This is a genomic window from Bacillus sp. FSL R5-0431 (assembly GCF_038002985.1).
In the GTDB taxonomy this organism is placed as follows: domain Bacteria; phylum Bacillota; class Bacilli; order Bacillales; family Bacillaceae; genus Bacillus.
On sequence record NZ_JBBOOG010000001.1, the window covers coordinates 351649 to 376456 of the forward strand.

General features: G+C 45.7%; 5 protein-coding genes and 1 riboswitch. All 5 genes read left to right on the forward strand.

Annotated features, from left to right (window positions below; all coding sequences use genetic code 11):
- The first annotated feature begins 8 nt into the window (after window positions 1-8).
- The 5 genes from MKZ03_RS01905 to MKZ03_RS01925 all read left to right on the forward strand — a co-directional run bounded on the left by MKZ03_RS01905 (window position 9) and on the right by MKZ03_RS01925 (window position 24793).
- Complete coding sequence (locus MKZ03_RS01905) at window positions 9-1100, forward strand: ABC transporter ATP-binding protein (RefSeq protein ID WP_341030740.1); 1092 nt, start codon at window positions 9-11, stop codon at window positions 1098-1100.
- The gene (locus MKZ03_RS01910; RefSeq protein WP_060595513.1) at window positions 1100-1969 is read left to right on the forward strand and encodes an ABC transporter permease; all 870 of its coding nucleotides are present in this window, start codon (window positions 1100-1102) and stop codon (window positions 1967-1969) included. The genes MKZ03_RS01905 and MKZ03_RS01910 overlap by 1 nt, the downstream gene beginning before the upstream one ends.
- On the forward strand, window positions 1962-2765 hold the full coding sequence (locus tag MKZ03_RS01915) for an ABC transporter permease (protein WP_106031578.1): 804 nt from the start codon (window positions 1962-1964) through the stop codon (window positions 2763-2765). Before MKZ03_RS01910 ends, MKZ03_RS01915 begins: the two co-directional genes overlap by 8 nt.
- 369 nt (window positions 2766-3134) lie before the next feature.
- A riboswitch (cyclic di-GMP riboswitch) is annotated at window positions 3135-3227 on the forward strand.
- A gap of 144 nt (window positions 3228-3371) precedes the next feature.
- Entirely contained in the window at window positions 3372-14078 is a 10707-nt protein-coding gene (locus MKZ03_RS01920) for a non-ribosomal peptide synthetase (RefSeq protein ID WP_341030741.1), read from the forward strand.
- Between the two features lie 20 nt (window positions 14079-14098).
- Entirely contained in the window at window positions 14099-24793 is a 10695-nt protein-coding gene (locus MKZ03_RS01925; protein ID WP_341030742.1) for a non-ribosomal peptide synthetase, read from the forward strand.
- The last annotated feature ends 15 nt before the right edge of the window (window positions 24794-24808 follow it).

Consider the following 24808-nt stretch of genomic DNA (forward strand, 5'->3'; position numbering starts at 1 on the left):
GTGATCGCATGAGTGGAATCCATTTAGAACATATCAGCCAGCATTTCGGCGAGCAGATTGCTCTTAACGATGTCAGTCTTACGGTGAATGAGGGAGAGTTTTTCTCCCTTCTTGGCCCTAGCGGCTGCGGAAAATCAACGTTATTAAACATCATTGGCGGTTTTTTAGAGCCAACAAAAGGTGTCGTCTATATTGGTGATCAGGATGTGACGACTTTACCGCCTTATCAAAGAAAAACGGGTATGGTCTTTCAAAGCTATGCACTCTTTCCGCATCTGACCGTATTTGATAATGTGGCGTATGGGTTAAAGGTTCAAAAGAAAAAGAAGGCAGAAATCAAAGAGAAAGTAATGGGATGTTTGTCTCTTGTGCAATTAGAGGCGTTTGCGAAACGTATGCCGCATCAATTAAGTGGTGGACAGCAGCAGCGGGTAGCGATTGCAAGGGCGCTTGCGATTCAGCCGTCTGTTCTTCTTCTTGATGAACCGCTCAGTAACCTAGATGCAAAACTTAGAAAAAATATGCAGACAGAGCTTCGAAATATTCAAAGGAATGTCGGAATTACAACCATCCTCGTGACCCATGACCAAGAGGAAGCATTAAGCCTTTCTGATCGGATTGGGATTTTAGGTGAGGGAAGAATCCAGCAGATTGGGACGCCTTTAGAGGTGTATCGCCAGCCAAACAATCGATTTGTTGCTGAATTTATCGGACAGGTGAACCTATTTGAAGCAGTATATGATGAAGCTAAAGCTGCATTTATCGTTCCTCATTTAACCCAGTCAAACGGGCAGCATGTTGAGTTAAAGGCTGCGGCACACCAAGAGAAGAAGGGGAATCATTTACTCATGCTCCGTCCAGAAAGAATCAGCATATCTTCTGAGCGGGAAGACGTTCAGCCCAACCATGTATCAGGCGTGCTGGCAGATGTCAGTTATATTGGTCACTCATTACGTTTAGTGGTGGGGCTCGATAGCGGTGAAATGATTGTCCATGCTTCTGATGCAGCATTTCCTGAACTGCCGAAAGCTGGAGAAGCAATTCATATCAATTGGCAGCCTGAAGATATCGTTTTCCTAGATTCGAAGGTGCATACGTGATGCGTATCAAGAAAAAGAATCAGCGATTTCATTGGTTCATGCTGCTGCCTGCGTGTTTGTTTCTTGTTGTATTTCTTCTAGCGCCGCTTGTGATGATGTTCGTCCTCAGTTTTCGCGATGTGGATTCAATGATGAATACATTACAAACATATAGCTTTTCTCAATATATTCATGTGTTCACGACAGATGCGTATGTGAAGGCGATTGGAAGTACAGTGTGGGTAGCCTTGCAGACAACGGTGATTTGTTTATTGATGGCATACCCCGCAGCATACGTGCTCGTCAAGGCACCTCATCCGCGTCTGCGGGCATTTTTCTATATCTTACTTGTTTCGCCGCTTTTGACAAGTGTTGTGATTCGGACGTTTGCATGGATTGTCCTTCTTTCGCAAAATGGTCTGATCAATGGCATGTTATTAGATTTACATGTGATTGAAAAGCCGCTCTCTATGCTGTGGAATATGAATGCGGTGATTATTGCTTATGTTCAGGTCATGCTGCCTTTTGCAGTGCTGCCTATCGCGACGAGCTTAACCGATATGGATCGTCATTTACGACCGGCTTCTATGAGTCTAGGAGCTGGACGTATTCGAACCTTCTTTCATGTGACCTTTCCACTGACCATTCCAGGTATGGTGACTGGAGCTATTATTGTCTTTTCACTGGCGGCTGGGAGCTATATCACCCCGCTGTTAGTCGGCGGAAGGATGCAGCCTCTGCTGCCGCTGTCTATTTATCAGCAGGTCATGCAGGTGTATAACTTGCCTCTTGCTGCAGCGATGTCCTTTACGTTATTGGTTTGTGTGCTTGTGGTGGTCAGTTTATTAAGCTATCTATTGAAGCGTTGGGAGGCGAGGATGCATGCGTAAAAAATCATTAGGTGACCGCTTGCTTTCAATCCTGATTTGGACTGCTGGGTCATTGGTTTATCTCTTTTTAACCATACCTGTTCTTGTCATCGTCCTATCTGCTTTTAGTCCAAATGCCTTTCCTGAATTTCCGCCGACTTCGTTCTCCGTTCGTTGGTTTCAAGAGGTCGTGTCGAATCCAGAATGGATGGAGTCTCTGCGTATCAGTGTGATTTTGCTATTCATCGTAACGCCGCTCACGGTTCTTTTAGGCACGATGGCTTCGTATGCTTTAGCGAGGCTTTCCTTTAAGGGAAAGGAGGCCATCCAAGCCTTCATTTTGTCACCACTTATGATTCCTCAGGTAGTGTTGGGGATTGCCATGCTTTATTTGTTTACGGCTATGGGGTTTACGGGATCTTTGTGGGCGCTTGTCATAGGTCACGTCATTATTGGCTTTCCCTATGTGGTTCGAACAGTAGGCGTCAGTGTCTCGAATTTGGACCCGCGGCTTGAGCTAGCTTCAATGAATCTTGGCGCAGGACCCATTCGCACATTCTTTCGAGTGACGCTGCCTTTGATTAAGCCAGGAATTATTGCAGGCGGGGTGTTTTCAGCTGTGACGTCATTTGGGGAAATATCGATCAGTTTGTTCGTTTCCTCTCCCCAAACCATTACGATTCCCATCAGGACGTTTAATTACATTGAGCAAACCTTTGATCCGAGTGTCAATGCGATATCTGTCATATTTATTATCATTTCTATCATTGCGTTGCTCATCATTGAGAAAACGATTGGCCTGTCTAAGGTGATGTAAATATAATGAAGAAACAAGGGAGCTGTCATTTGAAATGGCAGCTCTTTTTGTGTTGTTTTTACGGTAAATATTTTCAATTTTTCAGGGAATATAGTTCTTAAGATTTAAGAAATTTTGGAGAGTGAAAGGAGACCTCTATCCTGCATTTTCGGTCATATTTGCAAATTTTAAGGGGAAACATGAAGTTTTTGCGGTATTTAGTCGATTATTTTCGGTTGAACGCAACTATTATTAGTTATTTTCGGTAAATATCGTAAATTATCATGTGATTCATTCGGTATAACGCATGAATCTTTACACCCATTTTTCGGTGAAAAAAACAATAATTTCATATAAAGTGGACGTAAATAGAAAATATTTAAAAAGAAAAGAAGAAAAAGGCAAATCTATGGAAACGTAGAGACGCAAAGCCATGTCCTAAGGTAAATGTTGCTTTTTTACTATGGTCGGCAGGTTACCGAATCAAAATGGGAGTCCCTCCGTTTTATTCGGGGTGGGCTTCTTTCCGTATTGCGTCTATTTAATCAAATAGACTTGGTTCTTTTGATATAGAGGGTTCAGGGTGTCACATTGGTGGAGAAAACATAAAAGAGGCGGAGGATAAGAATGAATACAGTTTATTACCCCTTAACACATGCGCAAAAGCGAGTATTCTACACGGAAAGATTTTATCCAGGTACAAGTATTTCTAATTTGGGTGGATTCGCCAGATTGAGATCGGTATCAGGTTTAGATCCATCTTTAGTCGTTGACGTGCTTCAAGCGTACATTCGCCAAACTGACTCCCTTCGTTTGAGGCTGGTGTATCGACATGAGCAGGAGGAGCCTGTTCAATATATGAAGCCTTATGAAGAACAGCCGATTCGCATGGAGAAGGGCTGGAGTGAAGAAGAAGTGAGGGCTTGGGCGAATGAGCAAATCCGTGAGCCAATGCCGTTAATTGACAGCCCCTTGATTGAATTTACGGTCTTTCAAATCAGTGATCAAGAGTGCTGGCTGTTCTGTAAAGCACATCATATTGTGGCGGATGGTATCTCGATTATCTTGATGGGAAATCGCATTATCGACTTATACCAGGACATGCTGCACGGGGTAGACATCTCACCGGTTGAGGAGATTTCCTTCGTTGATCACATCATGAGTGAGCAAAGCTATGAAACTTCTAAACGATTTCAAAAAGACCAAGCCTTTTGGAATGAGCAATTTGCCAATATTCCAGATTTCGCTTCTTTAAAACCGCATAAGGGATACGAGATGAGTTTACATGCGCAGCGATTTTCGGGGGATATTCCAGATTCTTTGAAGGAGAAACTTCGTGCTTTTTGTGAAGAGCAGAAAGTCAGTATGCTCTCGATGTTTATGTCCACTGTTTATGTATATTTACATCGTTTTAGCGGCATGGAGGATGTTGTTCTTGGAACCTTTATGGGCAACCGAACGAATGCCAAAGAAAAAAAGATGATTGGTATGTTTGTTTCCACGATTCCAATGCGTGCATCTGTTCATGGGTCGCAAACATTTCTTGATTTCGTAAAACAGGTTATGGCGGATCAAATGAAGATCTTGCGTCACCAAAAGTACCCTTACAATCTCCTCATGAATGATTTGCGAGAAAGAGAAGGGTTTACAGGGCGCCTTTTTGACATTTCTTTAGAATACCAGGTCATGCAGTGGCAGAAAAAAGAGAATCTGTCTTTTATTACTGAACCGATTTTTAGCGGGAGTGGAATGAATGATATTTCAATCCATGTAAAGGACCGCTGGGATACAGATACATTGACCATTGATTTGGACTACCGTACAGATGTATTCACCGAAGAAGAAATCAGTAAGATGTTTGATCGATTTTTGATCATACTAGAGGCGGCGGTCTCTCAGCCTGACCAGCTGATCGGGACACTTCCTTTACTTCCATCAGATGAACAAAAGGAACTGCTGCAACTATCTGAGAGAATCCCGTTTGAAAAACCAGCTGAAAAACCGGTTCACCACATGTTTGATGAGACAGCAAATAAGTATGCAGAGCGGACAGCCGTTGTAGCGGAAAATGGAGCATTTACTTATGGAGAGCTGTATCAAAAGGCAGAAAAGCTGGCGCGGTTTTTACAAATGAAAGGTGTCTCGCGTGATGTGCCTGTTGCTGTCCTAATGGATCGGAAGGCAGATGCTATGGTGGCGATCTTCGGCATATTAAAGGCTGGCGGGGCGTATGTACCGATTGATCCGGCATTACCTGAGGAGCGCATTCAATATATTGTGGAGGATTCTGGTGCTTCCATTGTGTTAACAGAGGAATCGTTCGTTTCAACATACCGTGCCCTCTCGGAAAAAATGGTCGTTCAGCAGCAAATCGAATTAGATGATGGTCTGCTGCCTGAGCTTGTAAATCAGTCGGCACCTGAGGATTTGGCTTACATGATTTATACATCAGGTACGACTGGAAAGCCGAAAGGCGTCATGATTGAGCATCTTCAGCTGCATCATTTGGTCCATGCCTTGCATCATGAGATTTATCAAGGGGCGAGTGAGCTTCAAATGGCGCTTCTTGCACCATTCCATTTTGATGCATCGGTGAAACAAATCTTTGCTGCTCTTTTATTTGGGCATACGCTTCATATCATCCCGCGAGAAACGACGAGAAATGGTGTTCAATTAGCGGCTTATTATAAAAAACATCAAATTGAAGCAGCAGACGGAACACCGGCGCATGTGCAGCTTTTACTTGCAGCGGATTTGGACGGGCTGTCATTGACACACATGTTGATTGGGGGAGAAGCATTGCCTGCGAAAGCAGCACACTCTCTTATCGAAGCGGTTCGTATGAGTGAGCCTGATTTTACTTTGTGGAATGTGTATGGTCCGACTGAGACGTGTGTCGATGCGGCGGTTCATCGTCTGGAACTAAGTGAGCTGCGCGAATCATCTGAACAGCAGCGTTATGTGTCGATCGGAAAACCACTCGGTCATCACCGTCTTTATATTTTAAATGACCATGATCAATTACAGGTGCAGGGGGCTATTGGAGAGCTATGCATTGCAGGGATAGGTGTTGGACGAGGCTATGTGAATCAGCCTGAATTAACGGAGAAGGTATTCACGGCAGATCCGTTTTCTCCACACGAGCGGATGTATCGAACGGGGGATCTAGTCAGATGGCTTCCGGATGGCACGATTGATTATCTTGGCAGAATGGATGATCAAGTAAAAATAAGGGGTTACCGCATAGAAACAGGCGAAATTGAAGCAGTGATGGAGCAGGTAGATGGAGTCGATCAAGCTGTCGTACTTGTGGTTGATGAAGTGGACGGGGGAAAGGCGTTAAGTGCTTACTATCAAGCTCGTCAAGAAGGTGTGTCAGTTGACATGCTGCAAGCCGCTATCAAACATCAGCTTCCAGCTTACATGATGCCGCTCTATTTCAAAGAGCTCGATGCATTTCCACTCACAGTCAGCGGCAAAGTCGATCGTCGTGCACTTGCTGCTTTAAAAGGCGACAAAGCAGTTCATGCTGTATATGCTGCACCTAGAAACGATCTCGAAACGAAGCTTGTACGTTTGTGGGAAGAAATCCTTGGTCAAGAGAAGATTGGTGTATATGATTCTTTCTTCGAGCGAGGTGGTCATTCACTTAAAGCGATGACAGTACTCACACATGTTCAGCGAGACTTTCAGGTGGAAGTGCCGCTCTCCATTTTATTTGAACAGCAGACCATTGCCGCTTTGGCTGCCTACATTGAGCAAGCGGAAACATCTTCTGAAACGGTGATACCAAAAGCGCCGGTAGCAGACCATTATCCATTGTCACCTCCACAGCAGCGCGTTTATATGGTGAGTCAATTGGAGCAAAGCACCGCATACCATATGCCAGCTGTTGTGAGGTTAAAAGGAACATTGCAGCGAGAGAAGCTGACTGAAGCCTTTGAAAGACTCATCACACGTCATGATATGCTGCGTACTTCTTTTCATACGTTGAAAGGTGTTCCATGTCAGCAGGTAGCTCCATCAGTGGCATTTCAAATAGAGCAGCTGACAGGCGGCACGATGGAAGAAAATATGCAGCAATTTGTCAGACCTTTTGACCTTGAGTGTGCACCACTTCTTCGTATTGGCTTGAAGTCATTTCATGATCAGGAGCACCTGCTCTTTTTCGATATGCATCATCTCATCTCAGATGGTCTTTCGATTGATTTAATGCTGCGTGAGCTGTCAGATGCTTACGAGGGATCGGTCAAAGCACCATTGAAGCTTCAATATCAAGATTATGCTGTTTGGCAAGAACAACAAGATTTTCAAAAAGAAGAGGCATTCTGGCTGCAGGAATTTTCGGGTGATCTTCCTGCTTTACAGCTGTTGACCGATTATCAACGCCCAGCGGTCCAGTCTTTTGCAGGGGACCGTGTGATCAAAGAAATAGATGAAACGTTAAAGGAACAATTGCAGGAGCTTGCGGCAAATCACCACACGACACTGTATACGGTTCTGCTTTCTGCTTACTATACATTGCTTGCGAAGTACACGGGTCAAAAGGAATTCGTGGTTGGAACACCTGCGGCAGGGCGTGTGCATGCAGACCTGGATGACATGATCGGCATGTTTGTCCAGACACTTGCTTTGCGGTCAGAGGTTGATCCGAATGGAACCATGTCGCAGTTGATCGAGCAAGTTAAGGAAAAGACGATGCATGCATTTGAGCATCAGCAATATCCATTTGAACGGCTGCTTGAAAAGCTGAATATACCAAGAGATTTTAGCCGTCATCCTTTATTCGATACCGTTTTTACACTCATGCCAGATCATGGAGCAGCCCAGCATATTGGAGAGATGCAAGTTGAAATTGAAGAAACCAATTTCCATATTGCAAAGTTTGATTTAACGCTGCAAGCGATGGAGTCAGATCAAGGTTTATCCTTTGTCCTCGATTACAGTACGGCGCTATTTAAACGAAGTACAGCCGAGCAAATGCTACATCATTATATGTATTTGCTGGAGCAGATGGTCCAATCGCCGGAGGAAGCGATTCGATCCTATCGATTACTGTCTGAACAGGAAGCGGAAGCTCAACTGAATCTGTGGAATCCGTTACCGACGCCTTATCCGGCAGAAGAAACCATTGTGACGCAGTTTGAAGCACAGGTGCAGGAGCATGGTCATAAGTCTGCACTCCAATGTGAAGGTGTGATTCTTTCTTACCAAGAACTGAATGACCGAGTGAACCAGCTGGCTCATTATTTGCGTGAACATGGGTTTGAAAGAGGGATGAAAGCGGCCTTATTCTTTGAACGATCCAATGAAATGGTACTCTCTGTTCTAGCTGTACTTAAGGCGGGCGGCGTCTATGTACCAATTGATCCTGATTTCCCTGATGAGCGCGTGAAGCACTTTTTGACAGATAGCGGTGCACAATTTTTACTGACACACCAGGTGCTGCGCCAACGTTCGGTACTCGCTTCTTTTGAGGGAACCGTCGTCGAAACAGAAGATCAACTGATTGTTCAGCAGTCAGACAGCAATATAGACATACCTATTTTACCTGAGGACTTGGCGAATTTGACCTATACATCTGGTACAACTGGCAAGCCGAAAGGAAATATGGTGACACACCGGAATATTTTGAGAACGGTGAAGCAATCAAATTATCTTACCATTCATCATGAAGACACGGTGATGAGTCTATCAAACTATGTATTTGATGCTTTTATGTTTGATGTGTTTGGTGCTTTATTAAACGGAGCGAAACTGATTGTTCTGCCAAAGGACCATATCTTAAATATGAATGAGCTTTCTGGAGCGATTGAGAAGGAAAAAGTCAGTATTTTAATGATCACGACAGCTCTTTTTCACTTACTCATCGATATGAAAAAAGACAGCCTGAAGAACGTCAGAAAAGTTCTGTTTGGCGGAGAGCGAGCTTCCGTGCCTCATGTCATGACTGCACTTGAAACGGTGGGGGAAGGCAAGCTTGTTCATATGTACGGTCCTTCTGAAAGCACGATTTTCACTACGTATTATCCAGTGAATCACATTGAGAAGCAGGCGTTATCCATTCCAATTGGAAAGCCAGTGAGTCAAACGGCTGTTTACATTGTAGATGAATTTGGACATGTGCAGCCGCCGGGTGTTGCGGGAGAGCTATGTGTCGCTGGTGATGGACTGGTGAAAGGATATTATGGGCAGCCAGAACTCACAAGCGAAAAATTTATGGAAAATCCTTTCCGCCCTGGGGAGGTCATGTATAAAACGGGTGATCTTGCACGCTGGCTGTCAAATGGAGAGATTGAATTCATTGGACGGATTGATCATCAAGTGAAGATTCGAGGTCAGCGTATTGAACTTGGAGAAATTGAGCATCAGCTGCTGCGACAACCGCAATTGAAGGAAGCCGTCGTCATTGCATCTCCAAATGATACATTATGTGCGTATTTTACAGCAGAAGGGTCTGTCTCATTAACTGATTTGCGCGAGCAAGCAGGACGTGAACTGCCTGTGTATATGATGCCGTCGTTCTTCATGCAATTAGACGAGCTTCCGCTGACGAATAACGGCAAGGTAGATAGGCGCGCCTTACCGGTGCCTGACCTAAGTGAGCAGGGGGTAAATGAGTACATCCCTCCTCAAACCGAAACAGAGCATCACGTAGCGCGCATTTGGGAGGAAGTTCTTGAAGTGCCGAGAATCGGCAGGGACGATCATTTCTTTGAATGCGGTGGCCATTCGCTGCGCGGCATGAAAATGCTGAACAGGCTGTATGAAGAGATGCACGTGGAGCTCACTTTGAAGTCTTTATTTGAATTCCCAACATTAGAGGCGTTTGCCTTGGTGGTTAATCAAGCGGATCAAACGGAAATTAAGCGAGTTGAGATCGCCGAAGAGGCAGCCTATTATCCAGTGACATCTGCTCAGAAAAGACTGTTTGTATTGGAGAAAATGACCGATGCGGAGCAAAGCTATCATATGCCGGCTGCTTTAAAGCTGGAAGGGACCTTTGATGAAAAACGATTTGAAAAGGCGATTGAACAGCTTGTCCATCGTCATGAAGCATTCCGAACGAGCTTTGATTTCGTTCAGAATGAACCTGTTCAGCGGATTGAAACAAATATCTCTGTAGACATTGAAAAAATCGAAGGGAACGGACGAGACATACAGGAATTGATGAATGACTTTATCCGTCCATTTGATGTAGGAAAGGCGCCTTTACTCAGAGTAGGTCTAGTTTTTGTTTCCGTAAATGTCCATTATTTACTGATTGATATGCATCATATCATTTCAGATGGCGCATCTGTTGGCATTTTAATTGAGGAGCTTTCAGCCTTGTATCGAGGAGACAAACTAGAGGAATTACCTGTTCAATATAAGGATTATGCGGTTTGGTCAAAAAGTGAGACGTTTGCTGCACAAAAAAAAGCTGAAGAGGCGTTTTGGCTGGAGCAATTACAAGGAGAGCTACCTGTACTGGCACTGCCGGAAGACCTGCCAAGACCAAAAGTGCAAACATTCGCAGGAGATCGTGTCTCCTTTACAATCGATGGGCCGCTTAAAGCGAAATTGGATGAGCTGGTCAGAGCACTCAACAGCACGACGTATACAGTCCTGCTTACTTGCTACAGTACCCTTTTAAGCAAACTTTCGAGACAAGAAGATATCATCATCGGTTCTCCGATTGTAGGCAGAACTCATCCTGATATTCAATCTGTCATCGGTATGTTTGTGAATACGCTGGCACTTAGAACCAAGCCAGCAGGACATCAGACAGCTGCAGAATTTGCGTCAAATGTTCACCAGCTTGTGTTAGAGGCAAATGAGCATCAGCTGTACCCATTTGAAGAATTGGTAGACCAAGTGCAAACGGTTCGAGACACTAGCCGTCATCCCATCTTTGATGTGGTGTTCTCAATGGAAAATGCGGATATCCGTGACTTAACGATGGATGGACTTCACATTGTTCCACAGCCATTCGAAGAGAACATCGCCAAATTTGATTTGACCTTAACTGGAAACGAATCGGCTGATCACATTGAGCTTGTGTTTGATTTTAATTCTTCTATCTATCAACAGGCATCGATTGAAAAGTGGAAGGAATATTTCCTTCATCTGTTGGAACAAATGGTATCAGCGCCAGATCAATCGTTAGATCAAATGCAGCTATTATCACCGAAGCAGCAGCAAAAACTGCTCAGCGAATGGTCAGGACCTGTCCTAGACGTCCCGTCAGATCAAACGGTCCATGCGCTGATTGAGGCCAAGGTACATGAGGCACCCCTACAAAAAGCGGCGACTTTCTGCGGAACGACCTGGACGTATGAAGAGCTCAACAGCCGGGCGAATGTAGTTGCTTCAAGACTTATCTCAAGCGGTACAAAACCAGGAGATCGCGTCGGTATTCTCACCCGCCCATCGCTTGATATGACGGCCGCTGTCCTTGGAGTTCTCAAGACAGGTGCGGCATTCGTTCCAATTGATGCGGATTATCCTGATCAGCGTATTGCTTACATGATGGAAGACTGCGGGGCAGAGATACTTCTGATGCAAAAAGGACTGACTGCACCAACTTCTTTCACAGGTCATGTCTTGCTGATAGAAGATGCGGTAGAAGGCGAAGCAAAAGAGATTCAGGTTCATATGAAACCAACGGATCTCGCCTATATGATTTACACATCGGGAACGACTGGACAGCCGAAGGGTGTCATGGTCGAGCACCAGTCCCTTGTCAATCTTGCTTTCTGGCACAATGATGCCTTCCAAGTGACAAATGCGGATCGAACCGCCAAATATGCCGGCTTTGGCTTTGACGCCTCCATTTGGGAAATGTTCCCGTCATGGATCGCCGGCGCAGAGCTGCACATCATCGATGAAGCGATTCGTCTCGATATGATCAAGCTCAATACGTATTTCAATGAAAAAGGGATCACCATTGCGTTCCTGCCAACTCAGTTATGCGAGCAATTTATGTCAATGGACAATCATTCACTGCGCTACCTACTGACTGGCGGAGACAAGCTGAAACAGGTAAAGCCTGTTCCATATAAACTCGTCAATAACTATGGCCCAACAGAAAACACAGTCGTGGCGACAAGCGGGATCATCAACCCAGATCAAGACACACTTCCAATCGGAACAGCGATTGCCAATACACGTTTTTACATCATGGATTCGTTATACGACCTCTCGCCGCCAGGCGTACCGGGTGAGCTTGTGATCGCAGGAAAAGGACTGGCAAGAGGGTACTGGAATCTTCCAGAGGAAACAGAGAAACGATTTGTCCCAGATCCATTTTATCCAGGCGAGCGCATGTACCGTACAGGCGACTTAGTGAAATGGACAGAGGATGCTGAGCTGATTTACCTCGGCAGAAAAGACCATCAGGTCAACATCCGCGGCTTCCGTATTGAACTGTCAGAAGTTGAGGCGCAGCTCCTTGCGCTGGTGGAAGTCAAAGAAGCAGTCGTGACAACGGTCAAAGATGCCAGCGATCAAGATGCCCTTGCCGCTTATGTCATCACGGATGAAGAAACGACAGATCTCAAAGAAAGCTTAAAACGCACGTTGCCAGACTATATGGTGCCTTCATGGATCATCAAGCTAGACCAACTGCCGATGACGGCAAATGGCAAAGTCGATCTGAAAGCATTGCCAGCGCCTGATATGGAAGCAAACCAAACGGCATACGAAGCGCCAAGAGACGAAGTTGAAACACTGCTTTGCGATATTTGGGCAGATGTCCTTGGCGTGAGCCAAGTCGGCATTCACGACCACTTCTTCTTCCTTGGCGGAGATTCAATTAAAGGCATTCAAATGGCAAGCAGACTCACACAAGCGGGCTGGAAGCTTGATATGAAGCTATTGTTCCAATATCCAACGATTGCGGAGCTCCGCCCATATATTGAAGAAGCTGATCAAATGACAGCCGACCAATCACCAGTTGAAGGGGAAGTCATTTTCACACCGATTCAGCGCTGGTTCTTTGAGCGAAACTTTACGAGTCAGCACCATTGGAACCAATCGGTTATGCTCCATGCGCTAAATGGCTTGGATGAAGCCATCGTTCAGCAAGTGTTGGAGCAGCTGATGATCCATCATGATGCCTTGCGAATGGTGTATCAGCTTGAAGAAGGGCGCATGATCCAGCGTCATCGAAGAATTGAGGAAAACATGGTGGCTGTTGATGTGATGGAAGTACAAGGAGAACTGTCGCAGCAAATTCAGCAGGTAGAAAAGCTTGCAAATGAAGTGCAGGCGAGTATATCGCTGGCGGAGGGACCTTTAGTGAAGCCAGCCATTTTCCGAACGGATCAAGGGGATCATTTATTGCTCGCTGTACACCATCTTGTCATCGATGGTGTGTCATGGCGTATTTTCCTTGAAGATTTTATCGCTCTTTATGAACAGTCGAAGCGGGGGGAAGACCTGACACTTCCTGAAAAAACACACTCCTTCCAAGAATATGCCCAGAAGCTGACGGAATACGCGATGTCAGATGAACTGCTATCGGAAAGAGCTTATTGGAAAAAGGTACTTGCACATTCCGTTACACCGCTTCAAAAGGATCATGTGACGGAGGATCAACGGATGCTTCATACTCAGACCATTCGCTTTAAATTGTCTGAGAAGGAAACACGCAGTCTGCTGACAGATGTACATGAAGCATACCAAACAGACATCAATGATATTTTGCTGACAGCATTAGGATTGTCCATGAAAGAGTGGACAGGTGAAGAGAGACACTTTATTCATCTTGAAGGACACGGAAGAGAGGAAATCCTCCCTGGGGTCGATGTATCACGGACCATCGGCTGGTTTACAAGCATGTACCCTGTGTTACTGGATATGTCGCATGCAGACGATCTTTCTTATCAGATCAAGCATTTAAAAGAGGAACTCAGGCACATTCCGAACAAGGGAATCGGCTATGGCATATTAAAATATTTAACCCCTGACAAGATGAAGGACGATATCTCATTTGATGTCACACCAGATATCAGCTTTAACTATCTTGGTCAGTTTGATGAACAGATCGGCGTTGAGTTAAGCCGCTCAACGTGGCATCCAGGACAATCGCTGAGCCCTGAATCAGAGAAGCCTCATGCACTTGATATTGTTGGTTTCGTAGAACAAGCAATGCTCCATGTGACGATTTCTTATCATCATCTTGAATTTGAAGAAGGTACGATGGAACAATTCAAGAATCTCCTTGAAAAGAGTGTGAAGGCGCTGATCTCACATTGCGTATCACAGGAGGAAACCCAGATGACACCTAGTGATGTAGGGGATGAAGATCTCACCATGGATGAACTTGAAAAGCTAATGGATATATTTTAAGCAAACGAAGAGGTGGACTTATGAGCAAGCAGAAGATTCAAAAGGTATATCCTTTAACACCCATGCAGGAGGGCATGCTGTATCATGCCATGCTAGATCCTAATTCCTCCTCTTATTTCACACAGCTTGAGCTTGGAATAAGCGGAGAGTTTGATCTCGCTCTTTTTGAAAAAAGTCTCAATGAGCTCATACGGACATATGACATTCTCCGTACAGCCTTTGTCTATCAACAATTGCAAAAGCCTCGTCAGGTTGTACTGGCTGAACGTCATCTAGATGTGTATCGAGAGAATCTATCTCATCTGAATCATCAAGAGCAGCAAAAGGCATTGGGTCAATATAAAAAGCAAGTGAGAAAGCAAGGATTTCACTTAACGAATGATCTATTATTGAAGGTCGCTGTTTTTCAACTAAATGAAACAAATTGGCATCTGATTTGGAGCAACCATCACATCATCATGGACGGTTGGTCCATGGGTGTTTTAATGAAAAAACTGTTTCATTACTATGAATCTTATCGGAACGGTCGAACGCCGGATCGCTCACAGGGTAAGCCTTATGCAGATTATATCCAGTGGCTTGGAAAGCAAAATAAACAAGAAGCGGAAAGTTATTGGAAGAAGCGTCTAGATGGCGCTGTTCAACATCAAGGACTGCTGCAGCAAAAAGAATCGAACGGACAATACGACCATCAGGAATGGACGTTTACATGGGATGCTCATACGGTACAAGCCATTCAAGATGTGGCAAGACAAAGCCAAGTGACGGCACCGAACTTGTTCCAAGCGGTCTGGTCCGTTCTTTTAGGCACCTATCATGCAGCAGATGAAGTGACATTCGGAACCGTTGTATCGGGCAGACCTCCTAGTGTATCTGAGATTGAGCGCATGGCAGGGCTGTTTATCAATACGATACCCGTTCGGGTGACATTGGATCAGGGGCAGACGTTCAAACAGCTGTTTCAAAAGGTTCAGCAGCATGCACTGGAAGCGGAAAACTATGATTTTATGCCGCTTTATGACATTCAGCAAAAGACAGCTGCTGGAGGGCAGCTCTTTGATCATTTGGTTGGGTTTGAGAACTATCCTTTAGATCAGGAGCTGTCTGGTGATACTATGTCTGCACGGCTTGGTTTTTCCATTGATGTAAAGGACGGATTTGAACAAACGAATTTCGACCTAAATGTCCTTGTTTATCCAGGTGAAACGTGGACATTGAAAATCAAATACAACGCCATAGCTTTTGAAGAAAAGATCATTGAAAACATATCAAAACATCTGACCAATCTCATGAAGCAAATCATCCAGAACCCTGATGTACGCCTTCATGACGTGACATGTATCACAGAAGAGGAGAAGCAGCAGATTGAAGCGTGGAATCAGACAGAGCGAGATTATCCGAAGCATCTGTCTATTCCTGAGCTGCTTAATGAACGTATGAAGGCGCAGCCTGACCATCTGGCATTAGTTGAAGGCGATCGAACATTCACGTACGGGGAGCTTGGACAAGAAATCCGTCGTTTAGCCGGCAGTCTTGTTGAAAACGGCGTACAGCCGGGGGATGCTGTCGCGGTGTATATGAACCGATCAGCAGATGCGGTGATCGCCATTTTAGCAGTTCTGCACGCAGGGGCTGCTTATGTGCCGATTGATCCTTCCCAGCCTGAGGAGAGAATCCGATGGATGCTTGAAGACAGCGGCGCATCCATTTTGCTTCATGCTGACAATCAGCCGCCAGTTGATGAACATATAAAGGCTGTACATGTGACGAGTAAGCCTCATCACTCACACGTGGATTTATCAGTTCGGACGTCTCCATCTCAATTGGCGTATATCATGTATACATCAGGATCAACTGGACAGCCAAAAGGGGTTCAAATTGAGCATCAGCATATTGTGAGATTGGCTTGCTCTCAGGAGAAATTAGGCTTGACCCAGTCGGATCGTATGGCGCATACAGGGGCCGTTAGCTTTGATGCTATTACCTTTGAGATATTTACCACGCTGCTAAATGGGGCGACGCTTTATCCTGTTGACCGTGATACTTTATTGGATATCCATCGATTCGAACAATTTATCCAAACACATCAGTTGACGGCGCTCTTTTTAACAACTGGATTATTTAATCAGCTCGCTCAGCAGCGGCCGCAAATGTTCAAAGGATTAACCACATTAATTACAGGCGGTGACGTCATCAATGTGAAGAGTGCGGAGCTTGTGAAACAGCATCATCCAGCACTTGTCTTACTGAATGCCTATGGCCCAACAGAAAATACAACCATCTCGACCATTTACGAAGTAAGAGGAAATGAAACGGGGCCGATCCCAATTGGCCAGCCGATTAACCATTCGTCAGCTTATATTTTAGATGATGATCAAAGATTGCAGCCAATTGGAGCGCCAGGAGAGCTGTATGTTGGTGGAGATGGTGTCGCAAGAGGGTATCTCCATCGTCCAGATTTGACCAATCAAGTGTTCATGGCAGATCCTTTTAAGCCGTCAGGCCGTTTGTATCGAACAGGGGATTTGGCTAGATATGGCGCGGATGGCCAGATCGAATTCCTCGGCCGGACAGATGATCAGGTGAAAATTCGAGGCTTCCGTATTGAGCTTGGTGAAATTGAAACAGTGCTTCAGCAAGAAGCGGGCATAGATGATGCGGTTGTGCTTGTCCATTCGTTTTCATCAGATGAAAAGGAAATCACAGCTTACTTCACAGGGACAATGACAGAAGAAAAGGTACGGGATTTATTCAATCAAGAGCTGCCAGCTTATATGGTGCCGCACCATGTGATGAAGCTGGATGCTTTTACGCTCACATCGAACGGGAAGGTAGATCGAAAAGCATTACCAAAGCCGGAAGAAGCGTATCAGGAGAAAAAGGAAATCATTCCGCCTGAGACGGAGACAGAAAAGGCACTCGCTCAAATTTGGGAGGAGCTCCTTGGGAAAACGGTAGGAGTAGATGAACATTTCTTCATGGCTGGCGGGCACTCTCTCAAAGCGATGATGATGTCCGCGAAAATTCAAGAGGTGCTTCAAAAGGAAGTGCCGATTCAAGTGATTTTTGAGAAGCCGACAATTCGTTCATTAGCGGCGTACATCGATCAGGACGGTCAAGAAGAAACGGGGCATCCTATTTTACCAGCAGAGCAGGCGGAAGAATATCCGGTATCACCAGCTCAGCGCCGTTTATACATTTTGCAGACACTCGAACCTGACAGCACGAATTATCATATTCCGATCGTCTTAACGCTTGAAGGGACACTCGAATATCAGCGGCTCAGATCAGCGTTTGATCAGTTGATCCAAACGCATGAAATCTTAAGAACGAGTTTTCATATAAATGGAGAAGACATCGTCCAAAGGGTGAATGAATGGACTGCATTTGACCTTCCCGTTCATGACATCAAAGAAGAAGAGGCGGAGGCATTCCTTTCTGAACGTCAAACACCATTTGATTTAACAGCTGCGCCTCTATTGCGAGCTCAGTTGTTGAAGGTCAGTGAGAACCGTCATCTTCTCGTCTTGGAAGCACATCATCTCATTACAGATGGCAGCTCCATGAAGACGTTCATTCAAGATTTGGCGAAGGCCTATGATGGAGAAGCTCTTGCAGAAAGAGCCATTCATTATAAAGATTACGCTGTCTGGCAGTTAAGTGAAGAAGAGACGGAGAAACAGAAGGAGCATGAAGCATATTGGTTGAAGCAATTCGAAGGGGACTTGCCGGTATTAGAGCTGCCAACTGATTATCCGCGTCCAGCGGAACGTGATTTTTCCGGGGGACGATTCATGTTTGGTTGTGATCAAGCGACAACTCAGCGGATTCATGAATTGCTTCAGAAAACAGATACGACCATGTACATGTTCTTGTTATCTGCTTTTCAAGTGCTGCTTGCCACCTATAGCGGCCAGGAAGATATCATCGTTGGTTCCCCTGTTGCAGGACGGACACACCCTGATATACAGGACATGCCGGGGATGTTTATCAACACCGTTGCGATGCGCGGAAAACCAGAACAAACGAAAACATTTTTACAGCTGCTTGAAGAAATAAAAGAAACGAGTGTTGACGCTTTTGCTCATCAAAGCTATCCGCTCGAAGAATTAATTGCACGCCTTCCGCTAGATCGTGATACAACCCGAAGCCCGCTCTTTAGCGTGTCATTTAACATGCAGAACATGGAGGTTCCGGCGCTAAAGCTCGGCGATCTGCACATTTCGCCTTATGCCATTCAGCATCACTCTGTCAAATTTGACTTGTCTCTAGAAGCATTTGAACGAGAGGGAGCATTAAAGCTGAGCTTTGACTATGCAGCGGCATTATTTAAAGAAGAGACGGTCCGCAGGTTCGGAACTCATCTTCTAGCGATTATTCGTGAAGCGGTCCAACACCCGGATGAACAGATCGGCTTGCTCCGTATCCTTGATCAGCATGAGCAAATAGAGCGATTGGAGAAAAAAGACGAAGTGCAATCGAATCGTCATGAGCCCTTCCATGTCCAATTTTCGCGTCAGGCAAAGGAAACACCAGATGCCATTGCGGTGATGGATGATCAACGGAAGCTCACTTACCGCGAGCTGGAAGACATGGCAAATGTGCTTGGCAGTGAATTGAAGATACGAGGCGTCGAAAAAGAAAAGACTGTAGCGCTGATTCTTGACCGCTCTGTCTATGTCATCGTCTCAATGCTTGGTGTGATGAAAGCAGGTGGTGCATTTGTGCCAATTGATCCGGCCTTCCCTGCGGAACGTATCCGCTACACATTAGAAGATTCAGGTGCACAAGTGATCGTGACAAATGAGTCTCTTGCAGGTTCCTATCAACACAACAAGTCGATTCAGGTCGTGCAGGTTGAAAAAGCAGTGCAGCAAAGCCGCTCGCTAGATCTGCCGGAAGGCTCAGCCGATCAGCTCGCTTATGTAATATACACATCTGGGACAACAGGGAAGCCGAAGGGTGTACAGCTCACGCATCGTAATCTATCACACTATGTCAACTGGCTGACAAATGAGGTGACATTGCAAGAATGCGATCGGACGGCACTGCTTTCTTCTTATGCATACGATCTCGGTTACACAAGCATTTTCCCTGTTTTAAAAGCAGGGGGGACACTCTATGTGCCTCGTGAAGATGTGTATACAGACCCGGTGCGTCTCATGCGTTTGATTGATGAACAAGAGCTGACGTATATCAAAATGACACCATCCTTATTTCATATGATGGCAGATTCGAAGGATCATGCATTTAATGCTTTACGCCTTGTGATACTTGGAGGGGAACCGATTGTCTCTGAGGATGTTGAAACGTTTATGGAGCAGCACCCATGTGTGGCAGTGATGAACCACTATGGCCCGACAGAGACAACTATTGGGACTGTGACCAAGCTGATCACACCGCAAGAGCTGGAAGCTTTGAAGGATCGCTCTGTGATCGGGCAGCCAATTGCTCACACAAGAGCGCTCGCACTCAATCGTCAGCAGCGCCTTGTCCCTTATGGCGCACCTGGAGAGCTTTATATATCGGGGGAAGGTGTATCGAGAGGGTATTTGAATCAGCCTGAATTAACAGCAGAGCGTTTTCTTGAAAATCCATATTATCCTCAGGAGCGAATGTATCGCACAGGGGATTTGGTCAGACAGCATGCAAATGGAGACATTGAGTTTCTCGGAAGAATAGATGATCAAGTGAAAATCCGCGGTTATCGTATTGAGAAACAGGAAATTGAGCATGCTGCGCGTGCACGATTATCCATTCAAGAGGTGTATGTCAAAGTAATTCACATGTCCCGTTTACCGGAGCTTGCACTCTATTACGCAGCGCCTGAGCCAATTGGAACACTGACGTTTAGAGAAAAGCTTGCGGAGACACTGCCGGATTATATGATTCCAACGTACTTTGTCAAAGTCGACCACATTCCGCTCACACAAAACGGAAAGGTAGATGCGAAGTCTCTGCCGCTTCCGCACGAGGTGCATATGAACCGCGCGGTGCATGCAGCACCAGAAACGGCACTTGAGCAGTCGCTGTGCGACATTTGGTCAGAAGTACTTGGGGTTGAACAAATAGGTGTTCATGATCACTTCTTTGAATTGGGAGGTCATTCTCTCAAGGGCATGGTGCTCATTGCGAAGGTGCAAGCCAAGCTGAACAAGCATGTGCCGCTCAAAGTCCTTTTTGAAAAGCCGACGATACGGTCGATGGCAGCCTATTTGGAAGAAGTGGATTCTTCGGACATCACATCCATTCAACCGGCGGAGAAGCAAGACTTCTATCCTGTCTCTTCCGCTCAAAAGCGGATGTATGTGTTACAGCAGCTGAATCCAGAAGCAGTTACTTACCATATGCCTGCCGTTTTGATGATGGAAGGCAGCCTTGATGTAAAGCAGCTAGAAGAAGCGCTGCAAGCCTTGATCGAACGACATGAATCATTGCGGACAGCCTTTGTAGAAATTGACGGCGTACCAGTTCAAAAAGTCTATCGCCGAATGCCGTTTACGTTAGAGGTTGTTGAAGTAGAGAGAGGTCATGAACAACCTGTCATAGACGCATTCATCACCCCATTCTCATTACATCAAGCACCATTAATGAGGGCAAAGGTGGCGAAGCTTTCTAATGAAGAATATGTGTTCATGATGGATATGCACCATATCATCGCAGATGGTGTCACACGCAGTTTGCTCATTCAAGAATTGGCAGAGTTGTATGAGAAAAAGACATTACCGCCAGTTCAGCTGCACTACAAGGATTATGCGGTATGGCAGCAGGAAGAAAAGCAGCAAGCGCTGCTCGAGAAACAGCGTCAATATTGGCTGGAGCAATACGCTCAGCCGCCTGAAGATTTGGCGCTGCCACTTGATTTTCCACGCCCTCATGTTCAGTCATTTGAAGGAGACCGAGTCGATAGATGGTTATCTGCTGAAAAGGTGCAGTCCATTAAAACGCTCATGGCTGAAAAAGGTGTGAGCTTGAACATGGTCATGCAAACGGCATTTGCCATTTTCCTTTCCAAATTAACTGGGCAGACAGATATCGTCATAGGCGCTGTGACAGCAGGACGTACGCATGCTTCAATCGAACGGGTTCCGGGCATGTTTGTGAATACACTGGCTCTTCGAAATGAAATGCAGCTGGAGGAAACCACAGCACAATTGCTTGAAAAAATGAAAGATCGCAGCCTATCAGCCTATGAACATCAAGATTTCCCGTTTGAGGAATTGGTGGCACAGTTAGATCTTCCGACAGACACGAGCCGCAATCCATTGTTTAGTGTGATGCTGACAACGGATGACCGAGACCTGACGTTACCGGATCTGGATGGACTCAAGCTTTCGCAAAAACAGCAAGAAACAGTTCAAGCAAAATTTGATGTAACGCTCGGTGTATTTGAAGAAAAAGACCAAGTGGGCCTGCGGTTTGAGTATGCAGCGGCACTGTTTAAAAAGAAGACCATTCAGCGTTGGAGTCAATATTTTGAACAAATCATAGACGAAATGCTGGCTAAGCTCAATCAGCCAATTTCAACGCTATCGATCTTAACTGAAGAGGAAAAACGAGAACTGATCAATGAATGGTCAGGTCCTGTCCTAGACGTCCCGTCAGATCAAACGATCCATGAACTGATTGGAGCTAATGCGCACAAAGCGCCTCACCAAAAAGCGGCGACCTTCTGCGGAACGAGCTGGACATATGAGGAACTGAACAATCGGGCGAATGTAGTTGCTCAGAAATTGATCTCTCTTGGCACAAAACCCGGAGATCGCGTCGGCATTCTCACCCGTCCATCGCTTGACATGACGGCAGCCGTCCTTGGCGTCCTGAAGGCAGGTGCGGCATTCGTTCCAATTGATGCGGATTATCCGGCTCAGCGTATTGCGTACATGCTAGATGACTGCGGGGCAGAGGTGCTTCTGATGCAAAAAGGACTGACTGCACCAACTTCTTTCACAGGTCATGTTCTGCAAATAGAAGATGCCGTAGAAGGAGAAGCACAAGAAATTCAGGTACATGTGAAACCAACAGATCTCGCCTATATGATTTACACATCGGGAACGACTGGACAGCCGAAGGGTGTCATGGTCGAGCACCAGTCCCTTGTCAATCTTGCTTTCTGGCATAATGATGCCTTCCAAGTGACAAATGCGGATCGAACCGCCAAATATGCCGGCTTTGGCTTTGACGCCTCCATTTGGGAAATGTTCCCGTCATGGATCGCCGGCGCAGAGCTGCACATCATCGATGAAGCGATTCGTCTCGATATGATCAAGCTCAATACGTATTTCAATGAAAAAGGGATCACCATTGCGTTCCTGCCAACTCAGTTATGCGAGCAATTTATGTCAATGGACAATCATTCACTGCGCTACCTACTGACTGGCGGAGACAAGCTGAAACAGGTAAAGCCTGTTCCATATAAACTCGTCAATAACTATGGCCCAACAGAAAACACAGTCGTGGCGACAAGCGGGATCATCAACCCAGATCAAGACACACTTCCAATCGGAACAGCGATTGCCAATACACGTTTTTACATCATGGATTCGTTATACGACCTCTCGCCGCCAGGCGTACCGGGTGAGCTTGTGATCGCAGGAAAAGGACTGGCAAGAGGGTACTGGAATCTTCCAGAGGAAACAGAGAAACGATTTGTCCCAGATCCATTTTATCCAGGCGAGCGCATGTACCGTACAGGCGACTTAGTGAAATGGACAGAGGATGCTGAGCTGATTTACCTCGGCAGAAAAGACCATCAGGTCAACATCCGAGGCTTCCGTATTGAACTGTCAGAAGTTGAGGCGCAGCTCCTTGCGCTGGTGGAAGTCAAAGAAGCAGTCGTGACAACGGTCAAAGATGCCAGCGATCAAGATGCCCTTGCCGCTTATGTCATCACGGATGAAGAAACGACAGATCTCAAAGAAAGCTTAAAACGCACGTTGCCAGACTATATGGTGCCTTCATGGATCATCAAGCTAGACCAACTGCCAATGACGGCAAATGGCAAAGTCGATCTAAAAGCGTTGCCAGCACCTGACATGGAAGCAAACCAAACGGCATACGAAGCCCCAAGAGACGAAGTTGAAACACTGCTTTGCGGTATTTGGGCAGATGTCCTTGGCGTGAGCCAAGTCGGCATTCACGATCACTTCTTCTTCCTTGGTGGAGATTCGATTAAAGGCATTCAAATGGCAAGCAGACTCACACAAGCGGGCTGGAAGCTTGATATGAAGCTATTGTTCCAATATCCAACGATTGCGGAGCTGCGCCCATATATCGAAGAAGCCGATCAATTGACAGCTGACCAATCATCGGTTGAAGGGGAAGTCATTTTGACTCCCATTCAACGCTGGTTCTTTGAGCGAGCATTCAGTGACCAGCACCATTGGAATCTCTCGATGATGCTTCATGCGCCAAACGGATTTGACCTTTCGATTACAGAACAAGTGATGCAGAAATTACTTTCACATCATGATGCACTGCGTATGGTATACAGGCAGGAGCATGATGACATTCTGCAATACAATCAGCGGGAGCTCACGGAATCGATTGCGATTATTTCTCATGATGTCTCTAAAGAGCACGACGTGAAAAAGGCCATTTCCACATATGCCAACGAGTATCAGCGTCAGCTGAACCTCGAAACAGGTCCGCTCATGAAAGTGATTTGTTTCCGTGCAAAAGATGGCGATCACTTACTCATCGTGACACACCATCTTGTCATTGACGGTGTCTCATGCCGAATTTTACTAGAGGATTTTATGTCTCTTTATCAGCAGGCAGCTCAAGGACAAACGCTCGTCCTTCCGCCAAAAACCCATTCCTTTAAAGAATGGGCAGAGGCAATCGAACGATACGCACAGTCCAAGCCGTTAAAAAGCCAAAGTGAGTACTGGACAGAGATTGACACTCTGCCATTGACCACTTTACCTGTTGATCATGAAGTAACGAAAAGAAAAGTTGCTCAAACAAAAGCAGTACAGATGCAGCTTTCAGAGTCCGAAACCGAGCATCTCTTAACCGATATTCATCTACCGTACACAACGGAAATGAACGATATTCTTCTATGTGCTCTCGGGCTTGCCGTTCAGGAGTGGACAGGGAAGTCCCATGTACATGTGCAGCTTGAAGGTCATGGAAGAGAGGATATTTTATCAGGGCTGGATGTCTCCCGCACGGTTGGCTGGTTTACGAGTATGTATCCAGTTGTTCTTGAAGCAAAGCCGGATCAGACCATAGCTGATGCTATTAAAGGAACGAAAGAGATGCTGCGGCGTGTGCCAAATAAAGGAATTGGCTACGGGATTTTGAAATACATGACAGCCACTGAGCCGTCAGGACAGCACGTACATCCTGAAATCAGCTTGAACTATCTTGGGCAGATCGATCAGGAAGTGACGACAGAACTCTTTGGACCGTCCACCTATGATATGGGACGACAAGCAAGCCCTGATTCAGAAGCTGTCTATAAGCTGAACCTCAGTGGTCTTGTTCAACACAATCGATTCATGTTGTCGTGTTCCTATTGTACAGATGAATATGAAGAACAAACGATACAGCAGTTCATGGCATTGTTGAAAGAAAAAATCCAATCCATCATTACCCATTGTTTAGCGCAGCACGAAAGAGAATTTACGCCAAGTGACTTCTCTGCGGCTGATCTTGAAATGGATGAAATGGACGACATTTTTGACATGCTTGAGGAAAAATTGACCTAACAACACGAGATCAGT